Origin of the sequence: Kitasatospora sp. NPDC048296 (assembly GCF_043201815.1) — a bacterium.
Classification (GTDB): Bacteria; Actinomycetota; Actinomycetes; order Streptomycetales; family Streptomycetaceae; genus Kitasatospora.
The window spans coordinates 19,585-31,654 of record NZ_JBICZB010000015.1 but is presented as its reverse complement, the minus strand read 5'-3'; the positions used below and the strand labels follow the sequence as shown (position 1 = coordinate 31,654).

Below are 12,070 nucleotides of genomic sequence, written 5' to 3'. Positions count from 1 at the left end.
ACTACGTTCATTCGTGTGAAGATCGTTGTCCGGGTGAAGCTGGAGCCGTCATCGTATCAGGCGGACGCGCTCGCTGCGACGCTGCGTGTGTGCAACCGGGCCGCGAACCACATCTCTGAGGTGGCGTTCGCCAAGGGCGAGTGGCGTCGCAACGGGTTGCAGCCACTGGTGTACCGGCACGTCAAGGAAGAGTTCGACCTGGGGGCGCAGGCCGCCGTGCGGTCGGTGAAGAAGGTCTGTGACGCCTACGCGACGTTGAAGGCGAACCTTCGGGCCGGGAACCTCGGCCCGAAGGGGAGCAAGCGCCGCAATAAGGCGGAGTCGAAGCCGATCGTATTCCGCCCGGATGCGGCGCAGCCGTTCGATGACCGGATACTGTCGTGGAACACCGACGGCAGGACGGTGTCCGTCTGGACCACGGCCGGGCGGTTGAAGGGCATCCGGTTCGTGTGCTCCCCGGACGCGGCGCGCATGCTGGCCGACCGTCGGCAGGGCGAATCCGACCTCGTTGTCCGCGACGGCCAGTGGTACCTGTTCGCCACCTGTGACATTCCCACCCCCGAGATCGAAACCCCCGCAGACTGGCTCGGCGTCGACCTGGGTATCGTCAACATCGCCACCACCTCGGACGGCACCGTGCTGTCCGGTCGTCGCCTGGAGCGGTACCGCAAGCGCCTCCGCGCCCTGACCGCGAAGCTCCAGGCCAAGAAGACCAAGAACGCCAAACGGCGTCTTAAGGCGATCCGTCGCCGTGAGCAGCGGTTCGCCACCGACACCAACCATCGCATCTCCAAGACCATCGTCACCACCGCTGAACGCACCTCGCGCGGGATCGCCCTGGAAGACCTGTCGGGCATCCGCGAGAGGGTCAAGGCCAGGCACGACCAGCGGTACCGCCTCCACTCCTGGGCGTTCGCCCAGCTCGGAGCCTTCGTGGAGTACAAGGCCCAGCGCGCCGGGGTTCCCGTCGTGCACGTCAATGCGGCCTACACCTCCCGTCAGTGCTCCGCCTGCTGGCACACCCACAAAACCAATCGAGTGGATCAAGCGACGTTCGCGTGCCGCGCCTGCGGCATAACCATGCACGCGGACATCAACGGCTCCCGCAACATCCGGCACAGAGCGGCTGATGCGTGGCAGCGGGGCGCAGTCAACCGCCCCAGCAGCGTCCAGCGCTGCTGAGACGAGGTGACCACCGGTGGGGCGACTCATCGGGCACGTGGTCAACCTCAAGCCCGGGACTTCAGTCCCGGGTCGTTGACTCCCTCTCCGTCCGGTGGCCGCCGGGTCAGCGCGGCGGGCGGGACTTGGTCCAGGCGGGCGCGACGAACGCCACCAGGGCGACGGCGAAGCCGAGTTGGAGGATGTGGCGGATCCAGTCGATGCCCGAGGTGTGGCGGACGCCGATCCAGCCGGAGACGGCGTTGCCGAGCCAGGCCCCGGCGGCGCCGAGCAGCATGGTCAGCCACCACGGGATCGACTGCGGCCCGCGCAGGATCAGCTTGGCGAGCATGCCCAGCACGAAGCCGATGAGCAGAATCCACAGGAGCTGGAACATCGCGGTCCACCTTCCCGGCGCGTCCGGCGGGCACCGGTGCGCCGAATCGCCGAAGACGCGGTTCGTCCCATGATCACCCGGTTCGGCCGAACGGGCACGTCGGCGCCTGCCCGGGAGGGCCGGGAGGGGGCGAGAACGCGCCGCCGGTGGGGCCGGAAACGCACTGTTCGAAGGGTCATTCGTGCCGGTAGGAATGGGTCCGACGCGGACAGGCCGCGTCACCCGAGAGGAGCCGCTCCCGTGACCCGACTTCGTGCCGCCGTCCTCACCCTCGGCTGTACCGCCGCCGCCCTCACCCTGACCATGGGCACCGCCCAGGCGGCGCCCGGCGACACCAGCACCGTCTGCTCCTCCTCGCTGACCCCGGGCGGCTCCGTGGACGTCCAGTGGTGGAACAGCGCCGGCTGCGGATCCGGGTTCAACCCGAACACCAAGAAGATCATGCAGCTCACCGGCTACCCGGTCGGCACCGTGGTCAACGCCTGCGCGTCCACCTGGCCGCCGGCCGGCTGGACGATCGTCAGCAGCTTCTTCAGCTCCGGCTGCCAGTACTCCTCCGTGCCGAGCCTCAACAACAACTCCTGGCAGCTGAAGCGCGTTTCCTGACGGCCTCCGGCAGCGCCGGGTCGCGGGGGGGCGCGGGGGCGGCCGGCGCCCCGGCCCCCCCGCCCGGCCCGCGGGCCCCCCGGGGGGGGGGCGCGGGGGGGGCGGGCCCCACCGCGGCGCCCCCCCGGGGGGGCCCCCCCCACACGCCCCCCGGCCTGCGTGGGCGGTTGCCGGCCGGCCCGCCGGGGGCGGGGGGGGGGGGGGGGCCGGGGGCCCCCCCCCCCCCCCCCCCCCCGCGACGGCCTCGCGGACCTCCGGGTGCGGGTCCTCGGCGAGGCCGTCCAACAGCTCGGCGACACCCGGGGTGGACCAGCCGAAGACGGCCCAGACCAGCTCCCTGCGCACGCCCGGGTCCGGGTGGTCGGCCAGCCGGGCGAGGAGGTCCACCGGGCCCCGGCGGCGCAGGCCGAACCAGTGCAGGGCGGCCCGCAGCTCTGCCGGGTCGCCCGGCTCGCCCGCCGCCTCGATCCGGGCGAGCAGGACGGGCACGGGCGGCGGCGGGCCGTCCAGCGGGTGCGGGTGACGTTCGCGCATCCGCCGGTCGCCGTACCCGCCGCGCAGGCGGCAGCCCGCACAGATGCAGGGGCGGGTGCCGTGGGCGCCCGGGAGGTAGCGCCAGCCGGCGACCTGCGGTACGGCGCGGATCCGGTGCACCTCGCGGGCGCCCAGCGCGCGCGGTACGACCACCTCCCAGCCGCGCGGGTCGGCGAGCGCGCCGATCCGCGCGACCGCCTCGGCGGCCGAGAGCCACTTCTGGGCCTCCTTCGCGCGGTCCCGGTAGTGCCCGACCAGCACCTGCTGCTCGTCCTCCAGCCGGACGTGCACGGCGACCAGTGACCCCTTCGGGCCGAACCGGGCCAGCTCGCGCAGCCACTGGTGGGTGAGGGTGTACGAGGGCAGCACCGGGAAGCAGTACACCCCGCGCACACCGCCCTGGCCCCGGCTGTCGGCCCGGATGCCGGCGCGGCGGATGCGCGGCGCGTTCGCCGCGGCGGTCAGGTGCACGAACATGGCCATGGGCCGGGATGCTAGCCGCTCCCGGGAGCGTTGATCGAGAGGTTATCGGGGCTGCGACGGGGGGCGGCGGCTGATCAGGGCGGCCAGGCCGTCCAGGATGCGCTCCAAACCGAAGTCCAGGGCCTGGTCGTGCCCGTCCGGCTCGGCCATGGCGGCGGCCAGGGCGGGGTAGCGGTCCGCGTGCCGGTGCACCACGGTGCCGAGGGCGGCGAGGAGTTCGGCCTCGGGGGAGCCGTTCGGGCCGACCGCGCGGGCCTGTTCGGCGATGCCGCGCACATGCCCGGCGAGCAGTACGGCGGCGTCCATCCGTTCGGCGCCGGTAAGCCCGTGGCCGTCGAGGGCGGCCACCACCCGCTCCAGCCAGGCGAGTTCCTTCGGCCCCGGCACCCGGGGGCCGACAGTGGCGTCCAGCAGCCACGGGTGCCGGGTGAAGGATTCGGCCAAGTGGTGTGCCCAGGCGGTGAGTTGCTCCCGCCAGTGGGTGCCCTCGACGGCCGTCGGCGGCTCGTCGACGGCCGACTCGACCATCAGGGCGATGAGCTCGGCCTTGCCGGGCACGTAGCGGTAGAGCGACATCTTGGTGAAGTCGAGCAGCGCGGCCACCTTCTGCATGGACACCGCGCCGAGCCCCTCCGCGTCCGCCACCTCGACGCCGGCCGCCGCGATCCGAGTCAGGCTGAGGGCCGGTTTCGGGCCCCGGGTCGGCTTGGCCGGCGGGCCCCAGAGTAGCCGCACCGTGTCGTTCGCCGCCTCGCCCATCGTCCGCTCCCGTTCTGGGGGTTGCCTGCCCGCGCCAACTGTGTCTACCGTACACAGCAGTGAACAGTGTCCGCGAGACACAGTTTCTTGATCCTTGGACGGGGTGGTTTCCATGAGTGGTTCCCGGCGCACCGAAGTGCTGATCTCGGGCGCGAGCATCGCCGGTCCGGCGCTCGCCCACTGGTTGAGCCGGTACGGCTTCGAGGTGACGGTGGTCGAACTGGCCCCGGCGCCGCGCGGCGGCGGCCAGAACGTCGACTTCCGGGGCCGCACCCACCTGACCGTGCTGGAACGGATGGGCGTCCTGGAGGAACTGCGCGCGCTCGACACCGGCGGCAGCCCGATCACCTTCGTGGACCAGAGCGGACGGCAACTGCTGCACCTGCCGGCCGAGTTCGCCGGCGGCGAGCTGGAGGTCCCGCGCGGCGAGCTGGCTCAGCTGTTCCACCGGCACACCAGCGCCCGCGCCGAGTACGTCTTCGGTGACTCCATCACGGCCCTGGAGGAGACGGCGAACGGCGTCCGGGTCGCCTTCCGGCACGGCCCGCCCCGCGAGTTCGACCTGGTGATCGGCGCCGACGGGCTGCACTCCAACGTGCGGCGGCTCGCCTTCGGCCCCGAGCAGCGGTTCGTCCGCCACCTCGGCTACTACGCGGCCACCTGGCAGCTGCCGAACGACGACGGCCTGCCGGCCGGCGGGCTCGGCCTCAACGTGCCCGGTCGGCTGATGTCCGTCGGCGCCGACCACCGCGACCCCGCCCGGGCCGGGGCGTTCTGCCTGTTCGCCTCCTCCGAGCTGCACTACGACCGCCACGAACCGGACCAGCAGAAGGCGTTGGTCCGGGACGCCTTCGCGGGCCTGCGCTGGCGGGTGCCGCAGCTGCTGGCGAGCCTGGACGCCGCGCCCGAGCTGTACTTCGACTCGATCAGCCGCGCCGACGTTCCGGCCTGGTCCGCCGGACGGATCGCCCTGCTCGGCGACGCCGCCTGCGGTGCCAGCATCGGCGGCATGGGCACCGGGACGGCGGTGGTGGCCGCGTACGTCCTGGCGGGCGAGCTGGCACTGGCCCGCGGCGACCACCGTGCCGCCTTCGCCCGGTACGAGCGGCTGCTGCGCGACTACGCCCAGGGCTGCCAGAAGGGTGGGGACCGCACCGGCCCGTTCCTGGCGCCGCGCACCGCGACCGGACTACGGCTGCGCAACGCCGTGCTGAACCGGCGGTGGGCGCTGGACAAGATGCTGGAGCTGGGCAAGCAGGTGTCGAGCGTCGAACTTCCGGACTACGGCCGGGCGCTGGCCGGTCGGGTCGGTGCGGCGGGCTGACCCGGCCGCCGTTGTCGAGGAGCGCTTCGGCTCGGACGGCCGCCCGGGCGGGGCGCTCCGCGGCCAGGGTGCGGTCCGGGGTCGGGGTGCGGTCCGGGGTCGGGGCGCGGTCCGGGGCGGGCCGCTCGGCCTCCGGCCCCACCGGGGTGGTTGCGCCGTCCGTGGCCCCGGCGCGCCCCGGGACCGCGCCCTCCCGCCCGCCGGGCCCGTGTTCGCAGCCCAGGGTCCTTGGTCCCACCCGTTCAGCCTCTTGGCCCCTGGCGATCTAGGCCGTTCGGGGTCATGCTGCGGGTACCGGCCGGGACGATCCGTGCCCGGTCCGACCAGCACCGTTTGGACGAGGTGAACCGGCGTGCGGCATGCCACCGTCGAATCCGTGATGACCAGCCCCGTGGTCCGGGTCGCGCCCGAGACCGGCTTCCGGGAGATCGTCGCACTGCTGACCGACTACGACATCACCGGGGTGCCGGTGGTGGACCCGCAGGGGCGGCCGCTCGGCGTGGTCTCGGAGGCCGACCTGTTGCGCACTCTGGCCGCGCAGGAGGACCCGGGCAGTCTGCTGCCCGCGCCCGAGTCGGCGCAGGCGGGGCCGGGCGGCGAGATCACGGCGGCGGACCTGATGACGGCGCAGCCGGTCTGCACCACGCCCGACACCAGCGTGGTCGCGGCGGCCCGGCTGATGAGCCGGCACGGGCTGAAGCGGCTGCCGGTGCTGGACGAGGAGGGACGGGTCCTCGGGATGGTGAGCCGAGGCGACCTGCTGAGGGTGTTCCTGCGCGAGGACCGGGTGATCCGGCGGGAGATCGTCGAGGAGGTGCTCGGCCGGATCGACGGGGTGAGCCCGGCGGAGATCGGGGTGGAGGTTGACCAGGGTCGGGTGGTGCTCAGCGGCACCGTGCCGGAGGCCCACCTGGTGCCGGTGGTGCTGAACCTGTGCCGCTCGGTGGACGGGGTGGTCTCGGTGACCGACCGGCTCCGGGCCGGGGGTGCCACCGCGTCGGTCGGCTGATCCGGGCGCCCGGCCGTCGCCTCGGACCCCGGAGGCTGTTGCCCCGAGCTCCCGACGGCTGCCGCCCCGGACCTCGCCGGTCCGGTTCGGTTCGCATACTGCGGAGCGTATCGGGTAACTCACCCTGTGTGCCCGGCGGTTCGGACTGCCGGGGCGCCGGAGCATTGGGGAGGCGGCCGTGGCAGTCGTGTTCGACGCGGACTTCACTTCGACCAGGCAGTGGATCGCCGGGCGCAGCAGCGCGTACCCGCGGATGGGGCCGACCAACCGGAGCGACCACAAACTCGACTACCTGAGCCGCCAGTACTGCCCCGGCGGGGTGTTCGCCGCCGTCCGGCGGCCCGCCGGCGGGCTGTGGACCTGCAATCTGCTGACCACCGAGGGCAGTCCGGAGGGCTTCCAGGTCCGCACCGGGGACGTGCTGTCCGCGCAGGTCACCCTGCCCGTCGAGCTGGGCGCCTGGCCGGCGATCTGGACCTGGCGGGACGGTGGCAACGAGGTCGACATGTTCGAGTACCACCCGGACAACCCGGACCTGTTGGAGATCTCCAACCACGTCCGCGGCGGGTTCCGGTACTGGCACGGCGGCAGCGTCGGGATCGAGCCGGGGGCGGCCTTCGGCCTGCGGGTGGTACTCGGTGCGCACTCGGTGGACTGGTACGTCGAGGAGGAGTTGGTCTACGCGGACCTGCACGGGGTGGGGGCCGGCTGGCATGCCTACCTGATCGTCAACCTGTCGGTGGCGGACGGGACTTATCACGACCGGCCGTCGGCCGACGGGCCGGACCGGCTCAGCTGGGTCTGCCACAGCCTGAGGGTCGAGCGCTGAACCGGCGGCGTGGGATTCCACGGCTTCGGACGTCGCGGTCCGTGACCTTGTGGTCCGTGACCTCGCGGTTTTTGAACGTCGCGGATTGTGAACGTCGGGGTTCAGGGTCTCGCGGCGCGGTTCGGGGGCTCATGGTGCGAAGGTCGCGGTGATCGGGCCGCCCGGGCCGGAGCGCTGGAACCAGACCGCCCGGCGGTGCGCTCCGATGTGCGCGGGGTCGGTCACGTACAGGTCGTCGCGCGGGGCCCGCTCGTTGCCCGGGGCGAGTGCCGCGTCCTCGGCCTGGTCGGCGATGGCGCGCAGCAGGGCGGTGGCGGTGGCCTCGGCGGCGGAGGGGGCGATGGCGAGGGCGGTGAGTTCGGTCCAGAGCGCGGTGGACACGTAGACGATCGGGGAGCGGCCGAGCGCCGGGTGGGAGGAGCCGTCGGTGTGGCGGCGGAGCATCCCGGCGGCGACGAGCTGCTCGGGGGAGCGGTGGTCGCCGGGCAGGTGGTGGCTCATGGGTGGCAACGCTACCCCGGTGGTCGGGGGCGTGAGCGCAGGCACGTTTTCTCAGGCTTTCTTGACAGCGCTTTGACCGGTCGCGGGCGCACGATGGTGGTAAGGCGCTGATCACCTCGGACACTCCGCTCCTTCCGTGGAGCCGCTCCCGGGCGCGACGGCACCTCCGGTGGTCCGGCACCTCGGACGGTAGGGCGTCGGTCGCCTCGGCGGGCCCGGTGGGGCCGGAGGAGGAGGTCCAGATGGGGCACTGGCATGGTCACGGGTACGGGCCCGGCCACGGAATCGGCGGTTGGGGCATCGCCGTGATGGCGATCGGCTCGCTGCTGGTCCTGGCGCTGCTGGTGCTCCTGGCCGTCGCGCTGATCCGGTACCTCTCCCGCTCGCGGCAGCGGGTTCCGACCGGCCCCGGGGCCGCGGGCGCCGCCGGCCCGGGGCCGGGTGGGCCGCCCGGTTGGGCACCCGGCCCGTCCCCGGAGCAGGTGCTCGCGGAGCGGTTCGCACGGGGTGAGATCGACGCGGAGGAGTACCGGCACCGATTGGAGACGCTGCGTTCGGCGGACGGGCCGGGCGGCGGCTGACCGGGGGGTGCGCACCGAGGCCCGCCGCACCAGGTGTGCGGCGGGCCTCGGCGGTGTCTGCCGGGTGCGCGTCGGGCTTGCTCGGCAGGCCTGGCTCGCACGGCCTGCGCGTCGTGCGCGGCGCGTTCGTTCGACGAGGCCTGATCGCCCTGCCGAACTTACTCGACGACGAGCTCGACCGGGATGTTGCCCCGGGTGGCGCGGGAGTAGGGGCAGACCTCGTGCGCCTGCTTGACCAGCTGCAGGCCGGTCTCGCCCGCGAGCGCGTCGGGCAGCTCGACGCGCAGCACCACGGAGAGGCCGAAGCCCTCGTCGTCCTTGCCGATCGACACCTCGGCGGTCACCGAGGCCTCGCTGGTGTCCACTCGGGCCTGGCGGCCGACCAGGCCCAGGGCGCTGGCGAAGCAGGCGGCGTAGCCGGCCGCGAACAGCTGCTCGGGGTTGGTGCCCTGGCCGCTGCCGCCGAGTGCGGGCGGCATCGCGAGAGCGAGGTCGAGCTGGCCGTCCGAGCTGACGGCGCGGCCCTCGCGACCGTTGGCAGTGGCGGCGGCGGTGTAGAGCGCGTCCATGGTGGTGTCCCTTCGTGTTGCTGCTCGTCTCGCGGGGTGCGGGTCGTGGATCGCCGTGCGCGGATCGTGCCGCTCGGGTGGCTGCCTGGCGGCCCGCTGTCTGCTCGACAAGTAGAGCACGCAATTCAATTGCGCACAACTCAATGGCGTGATTGCGATCGGTACCATGGCTCCATGACCACGCTCCCGGGCATGGCGGACGAGGAACTGCTCCGCCTCGACCAGCAGATCTGCTTCTCGCTCAATGCCGCCTCGCGCGCCTTCGGCGGTGTCTATCGGGTCCTGCTCCGGGATCTCGGGCTCACTTATCCGCAGTACCTGGTGATGCTGGTGCTCTGGGAGGACGGCCAACTGCCCGTCAAGCGGATCGGTGAGCGCCTGCGGCTCGACTCCGGCACGCTCTCCCCGCTGCTCAAGCGGCTGGAGGCGGCCGGACTGGTACGCCGCGAGCGCAGCCCGGAGGACGAGCGCTCGGTGACCGTCAGTCTCACGCCCGAGGGATCCGTGCTGCGCGAGCGGGCCGGGCAGGTGCCGCGCCGGCTGCTCGCGGCGACCGGGCTGCCGGTCGAGGACCTGGCCGCGCTGCATGAGCTGCTGGAGCGGGTGACCGGCGCGCTGGACTCGGCGGTGGTGGAGCCCGCGCCGTAGGGCTGTCGTGTGGGCGTCGGTCCCGGCGCCGGCCCCAGTGTCGGTGTCGGTGTCGGTGTCGGCGCCGGTGTCGGCGCCGGTGTCGGCGTCGCGGAGCTGTGGTGCGGGCTTGGTGCGGGGCCGCCGATGGGCTTGTCAAGCCGGGCCTCGACGGGGTGTGATCTGGATCACGTTGCGACCGTCGGGTGGCCGCCCGGGCACTCGAAAGGGCAGGTCAGCGGCGCTGTTCGGAAGTGAACGGAAACGGTCGCCAATTGTCCGCCCGATCCGGTCAACAACCCGGGCCTCCCGGACGGTTACACCACGAGCCCCCGAGGGGCCGTCGGCGTGCCACCCGGTGGGCCGGCCAGCTGACCCAGGAAGAGGGGGCGCGTGTGAACAATCCCGGGCCGGGCGAGGAACGGAGCCTGCGGGCGGACCCGCGCGACGACCTGCCGACCGACTTCGAGGCCTTCTTCACCCGCGAGAACTCCGGGTACCTCCGCTACGCCCAGCAGCGACTGCGCCACCGCGAAGACGCCCAGGACGCCGTTCAGAACGCCGGCACCACGCTCTACCGGAACTGGCGCAGGGCGCTGGCCAGTGAGGACCCGCAGGCCTTCGCCTTCAAGATCGTCAAGGACGCGGTGGTCGACGTCATGCGCGAGCGTCGCCGCACCGAGCGCAAACGGCTGCGGGTGATCGCCCAGCGCCGCCCCGACACCAGCCAGGACGAGCTGGAGGAGCTCGCCGAACTGGATGCCCTGGACTGGGCCATGGAGGAGCTCGCGCGGGCCGCGCCGGTCCAGTCCGACGTGGTCCGGCTGCGCCAGGCGGGCCTGTCCTACCACGACATCGGCCGGGCGCTCGGCATCGCGCACACCACCGCCCGCACCTACTACAGCCTCGGGCGGCGTCACCTGGAGTACCTGCTGGAGCACCCGGACGACGGGCAGCCGACATGAGGATCGCCGAGCTGCTGCGCGCGCACGCCGCCGAGCTGGACCGGGAGTTCCGCGACCACGATCCGGCGGCCTTCACCCGTCGGCTGGCTGAACGGCTCGCCGACGCCCGACGCTCCGCCCCGACCGTGCGCGAGCGTCCGGCCCGCCCGCCCGCAGCCGCCCGGCCACCGCACGTCCCGGCTTCGGGGGAGCACCTCTGGGCCGGGGGGCGGTCCGAACTGCGTCGCGACCTCCGGCGCGATCTGCGGCACCTGTGCGCGGGTGTGGCGGGAGCGGTGGAGCCGGCGGAGCTGGCCCTGGACCTCGAACTCGCCGAGAAGACGGCCCTGCGCACGCTCGGCTGCCTGCTCTACGGCATGGGCCGTACGGCGGACGGGGTCTTCTGGTGGCGGATCGCCGTCCAGTACGGCGACCAGCTGGCCGTCCACTGCCTGGCCGTGCACTACGCCGCCGAGGGCGAGCGGGGCGCCGCGGCGCGCTGGGCCGCCGAGGCCGAGGACCTCAGCGGCCCTGGGCGGCTGCCGGAGCTGGCCCCGGAGGTCCGGCCGAGCGGCGCGGCCGAGCTGGCGCGACGGCTGGCGGAGCGGTACGACGGGGAGATCCTGCTGACCGTGCGGGACGCGGTGGCGGCGGGGGCGAGTGGTGGCGGCGACGCGGGCGCCGGCGGCGGGCGGCTGGGTGTGCGGACGGTGCGGGGGCGCGGAGTGGTGCGGATCCGGTGACGGCGCCGGGGCGCTGGCGGCGACCAGGGTCCGGGCGGTGAGGGTCCGGGCGGTGAGGGTTCGGGCGACCAGGGTCCGGGCGGTGAGGGCGCGGACGGCGAGGTGCCGGAGTCGGGGTCCGGCCGTTCGCGCGCGGGTCGTGTTCAGGTGAGGCCGGAAAGGGCGTCGCCCAGGTAGGCGGCGCCGAGCACCACCGGGACGGCGGTCATGATCGCCGCGTTGTGCGCGGCCGTCCAGGCTCGCCACTCGCCGAGGGCACGGATCGAGCGGTCGTTGCCGCGCCGGTGGACGGTGAGCGGCAGCAGGGTGCCCAGCGAGCCCAGCAGCACCATCAGGGCGGCGGCCACGGCCTTCGCCCCGGTGCCGCTCGGACTGGCGGCGATCGAGGCGGCGCCGCCGACGGCGGGGATCAGGGTCTTCGGGTGGGCCGTCACCAGGGCCACGGCGAGGCCGACGGACCGGGCGGCGGTGAGCCGGTCGATCCCCAGGAGCCAGGTCGGCGGCGCGATCACGTGCCCCGGTCTCGGGCGGTCGCGCCACTGCTGCGCGGCGAGGAGGAGGAGCAGGGCGCCGAGGGCGAGCTTCAGCCAGGACGACCAGGTCGGCCTGCCGTCGTCCGGGTTCAGCGCGCCGCCCACCGTCAGGACCACGGTCTCGACCGCTGCCAGACCGAGCACCCAGCCGGCGGTGAAGGCGAGCCCGTTGGTCCGGCCGCGCGGCGAGGCGAGGATCAGGAGCACGGCGATCAACGGCAGCGGGCTGAGCGCGACCGCCACCGCCGAGGCCAGCATCGGACCGATCGCCTCGCCCATTTCAGGACCTGCCTTCCCGTCGCCGGGCGCCGTCCGCCATTCAGCTACCGCCGGCGGCGGCGCGCACGGCCGGTGGGCCGTTCGGGTGAAGAGCGGCGGACGGAGCAGGGCCGCCGCACCGGTGTGGTGCGACGGCCCTGCGCAGGGTGCGTCCGTCGGCGGTGTCAGCCGGCTGGGTCAGTCGGCTGACA

General features: G+C 73.6%; 15 protein-coding genes. 10 read left to right on the top strand and 5 right to left on the bottom strand.

What is annotated here, in order from left to right:
* Nucleotides 1–15 precede the first annotated feature (15 nt).
* The gene (locus ACGF12_RS12005) at nt 16–1,182 is read left to right on the top strand and encodes an RNA-guided endonuclease InsQ/TnpB family protein (RefSeq protein WP_393028174.1); all 1,167 of its coding nucleotides are present in this window, start codon (nt 16–18) and stop codon (nt 1,180–1,182) included.
* A 106-nt stretch (nt 1,183–1,288) separates the two neighbouring features.
* Here ACGF12_RS12005 and ACGF12_RS12000 read toward each other — a convergent pair whose 3' ends face one another.
* Nucleotides 1,289–1,558, bottom strand: coding sequence for a GlsB/YeaQ/YmgE family stress response membrane protein (locus tag ACGF12_RS12000; RefSeq protein WP_387628060.1), 270 nt, complete (start codon nt 1,556–1,558; stop codon nt 1,289–1,291).
* Nucleotides 1,559–1,798: 240 nt separating this feature from the next.
* Between ACGF12_RS12000 and ACGF12_RS11995 the strand changes: the two genes are divergently transcribed.
* Together ACGF12_RS11995 and ACGF12_RS11990 are read left to right on the top strand one after the other, a co-directional pair.
* Nucleotides 1,799–2,164 carry a hypothetical protein gene (locus tag ACGF12_RS11995; RefSeq protein WP_393028173.1) on the top strand — a complete coding sequence of 122 codons (366 nt, stop codon included), beginning with the start codon at nt 1,799–1,801 and terminating at the stop codon, nt 2,162–2,164.
* A 258-nt stretch (nt 2,165–2,422) separates the two neighbouring features.
* Nucleotides 2,423–3,001: a hypothetical protein gene (locus tag ACGF12_RS11990; protein WP_393028172.1), complete on the top strand. Its 579-nt coding sequence runs from the start codon at nt 2,423–2,425 to the stop codon at nt 2,999–3,001.
* A gap of 222 nt (nt 3,002–3,223) precedes the next feature.
* Here the strand turns inward: ACGF12_RS11990 and ACGF12_RS11985 are convergent, their stop codons facing one another.
* Nucleotides 3,224–3,940, bottom strand: coding sequence for a TetR/AcrR family transcriptional regulator (locus ACGF12_RS11985; RefSeq protein WP_393028171.1), 717 nt, complete (start codon nt 3,938–3,940; stop codon nt 3,224–3,226).
* A 112-nt stretch (nt 3,941–4,052) separates the two neighbouring features.
* Here ACGF12_RS11985 and ACGF12_RS11980 point away from each other — a divergent pair, with 112 nt between their 5' ends.
* From ACGF12_RS11980 to ACGF12_RS11970, 3 genes are all read left to right on the top strand, one after another.
* The gene (locus ACGF12_RS11980; protein WP_393028170.1) at nt 4,053–5,264 is read left to right on the top strand and encodes an FAD-dependent monooxygenase; all 1,212 of its coding nucleotides are present in this window, start codon (nt 4,053–4,055) and stop codon (nt 5,262–5,264) included.
* 352 nt (nt 5,265–5,616) lie between these two features.
* The gene (locus ACGF12_RS11975) at nt 5,617–6,273 is read left to right on the top strand and encodes a CBS domain-containing protein (RefSeq protein WP_393028169.1); all 657 of its coding nucleotides are present in this window, start codon (nt 5,617–5,619) and stop codon (nt 6,271–6,273) included.
* A 178-nt stretch (nt 6,274–6,451) separates the two neighbouring features.
* A complete protein-coding gene (locus ACGF12_RS11970) occupies nt 6,452–7,102 on the top strand; it encodes a beta-glucanase (protein WP_393028168.1) in 651 nt (216 codons plus the stop codon).
* Between the two features lie 129 nt (nt 7,103–7,231).
* Here the strand turns inward: ACGF12_RS11970 and ACGF12_RS11965 are convergent, their stop codons facing one another.
* Nucleotides 7,232–7,603, bottom strand: a complete 372-nt coding sequence (locus ACGF12_RS11965; RefSeq protein WP_393028167.1) for a hypothetical protein — start codon at nt 7,601–7,603, stop codon at nt 7,232–7,234.
* A gap of 242 nt (nt 7,604–7,845) precedes the next feature.
* Between ACGF12_RS11965 and ACGF12_RS11960 the strand changes: the two genes are divergently transcribed.
* Nucleotides 7,846–8,184, top strand: coding sequence for an SHOCT domain-containing protein (locus ACGF12_RS11960; RefSeq protein ID WP_393028166.1), 339 nt, complete (start codon nt 7,846–7,848; stop codon nt 8,182–8,184).
* A gap of 158 nt (nt 8,185–8,342) precedes the next feature.
* Here the strand turns inward: ACGF12_RS11960 and ACGF12_RS11955 are convergent, their stop codons facing one another.
* Nucleotides 8,343–8,753: an organic hydroperoxide resistance protein gene (locus ACGF12_RS11955; protein WP_393028165.1), complete on the bottom strand. Its 411-nt coding sequence runs from the start codon at nt 8,751–8,753 to the stop codon at nt 8,343–8,345.
* Nucleotides 8,754–8,927: 174 nt separating this feature from the next.
* Between ACGF12_RS11955 and ACGF12_RS11950 the strand changes: the two genes are divergently transcribed.
* The 3 genes from ACGF12_RS11950 to ACGF12_RS11940 all read left to right on the top strand — a co-directional run bounded on the left by ACGF12_RS11950 (nt 8,928) and on the right by ACGF12_RS11940 (nt 11,067).
* The gene (locus ACGF12_RS11950) at nt 8,928–9,401 is read left to right on the top strand and encodes a MarR family winged helix-turn-helix transcriptional regulator (protein ID WP_387628040.1); all 474 of its coding nucleotides are present in this window, start codon (nt 8,928–8,930) and stop codon (nt 9,399–9,401) included.
* 374 nt (nt 9,402–9,775) lie between these two features.
* On the top strand, nt 9,776–10,345 hold the full coding sequence (locus tag ACGF12_RS11945) for an RNA polymerase sigma factor (RefSeq protein WP_393028164.1): 570 nt from the start codon (nt 9,776–9,778) through the stop codon (nt 10,343–10,345).
* Nucleotides 10,342–11,067 carry a hypothetical protein gene (locus ACGF12_RS11940; RefSeq protein ID WP_393028163.1) on the top strand — a complete coding sequence of 242 codons (726 nt, stop codon included), beginning with the start codon at nt 10,342–10,344 and terminating at the stop codon, nt 11,065–11,067. The genes ACGF12_RS11945 and ACGF12_RS11940 overlap by 4 nt, the downstream gene beginning before the upstream one ends.
* Nucleotides 11,068–11,210: 143 nt before the next feature.
* Here ACGF12_RS11940 and ACGF12_RS11935 read toward each other — a convergent pair whose 3' ends face one another.
* Nucleotides 11,211–11,879, bottom strand: coding sequence for a GAP family protein (locus tag ACGF12_RS11935; protein ID WP_393028162.1), 669 nt, complete (start codon nt 11,877–11,879; stop codon nt 11,211–11,213).
* Nucleotides 11,880–12,070 lie beyond the last annotated feature (191 nt).

Bases quoted from the DNA above. Each gene is read 5' to 3' on its own strand.
- ACGF12_RS11965 (WP_393028167.1), bottom strand. From the start codon at position 7,603: ATGAGCCACCACCTGCCCGGCGACCACCGCTCCCCCGAGCAGCTCGTC.
- ACGF12_RS11950 (WP_387628040.1), top strand. From the start codon at position 8,928: ATGACCACGCTCCCGGGCATGGCGGACGAGGAACTGCTCCGCCTCGAC.
- ACGF12_RS11955 (WP_393028165.1), bottom strand. From the start codon at position 8,753: ATGGACGCGCTCTACACCGCCGCCGCCACTGCCAACGGTCGCGAGGGC.
- ACGF12_RS11960 (WP_393028166.1), top strand. From the start codon at position 7,846: ATGGGGCACTGGCATGGTCACGGGTACGGGCCCGGCCACGGAATCGGC.
- ACGF12_RS11985 (WP_393028171.1), bottom strand. From the start codon at position 3,940: ATGGGCGAGGCGGCGAACGACACGGTGCGGCTACTCTGGGGCCCGCCG.
- ACGF12_RS11940 (WP_393028163.1), top strand. From the start codon at position 10,342: ATGAGGATCGCCGAGCTGCTGCGCGCGCACGCCGCCGAGCTGGACCGG.
- ACGF12_RS12000 (WP_387628060.1), bottom strand. From the start codon at position 1,558: ATGTTCCAGCTCCTGTGGATTCTGCTCATCGGCTTCGTGCTGGGCATG.
- ACGF12_RS11980 (WP_393028170.1), top strand. From the start codon at position 4,053: ATGAGTGGTTCCCGGCGCACCGAAGTGCTGATCTCGGGCGCGAGCATC.
- ACGF12_RS11935 (WP_393028162.1), bottom strand. From the start codon at position 11,879: ATGGGCGAGGCGATCGGTCCGATGCTGGCCTCGGCGGTGGCGGTCGCG.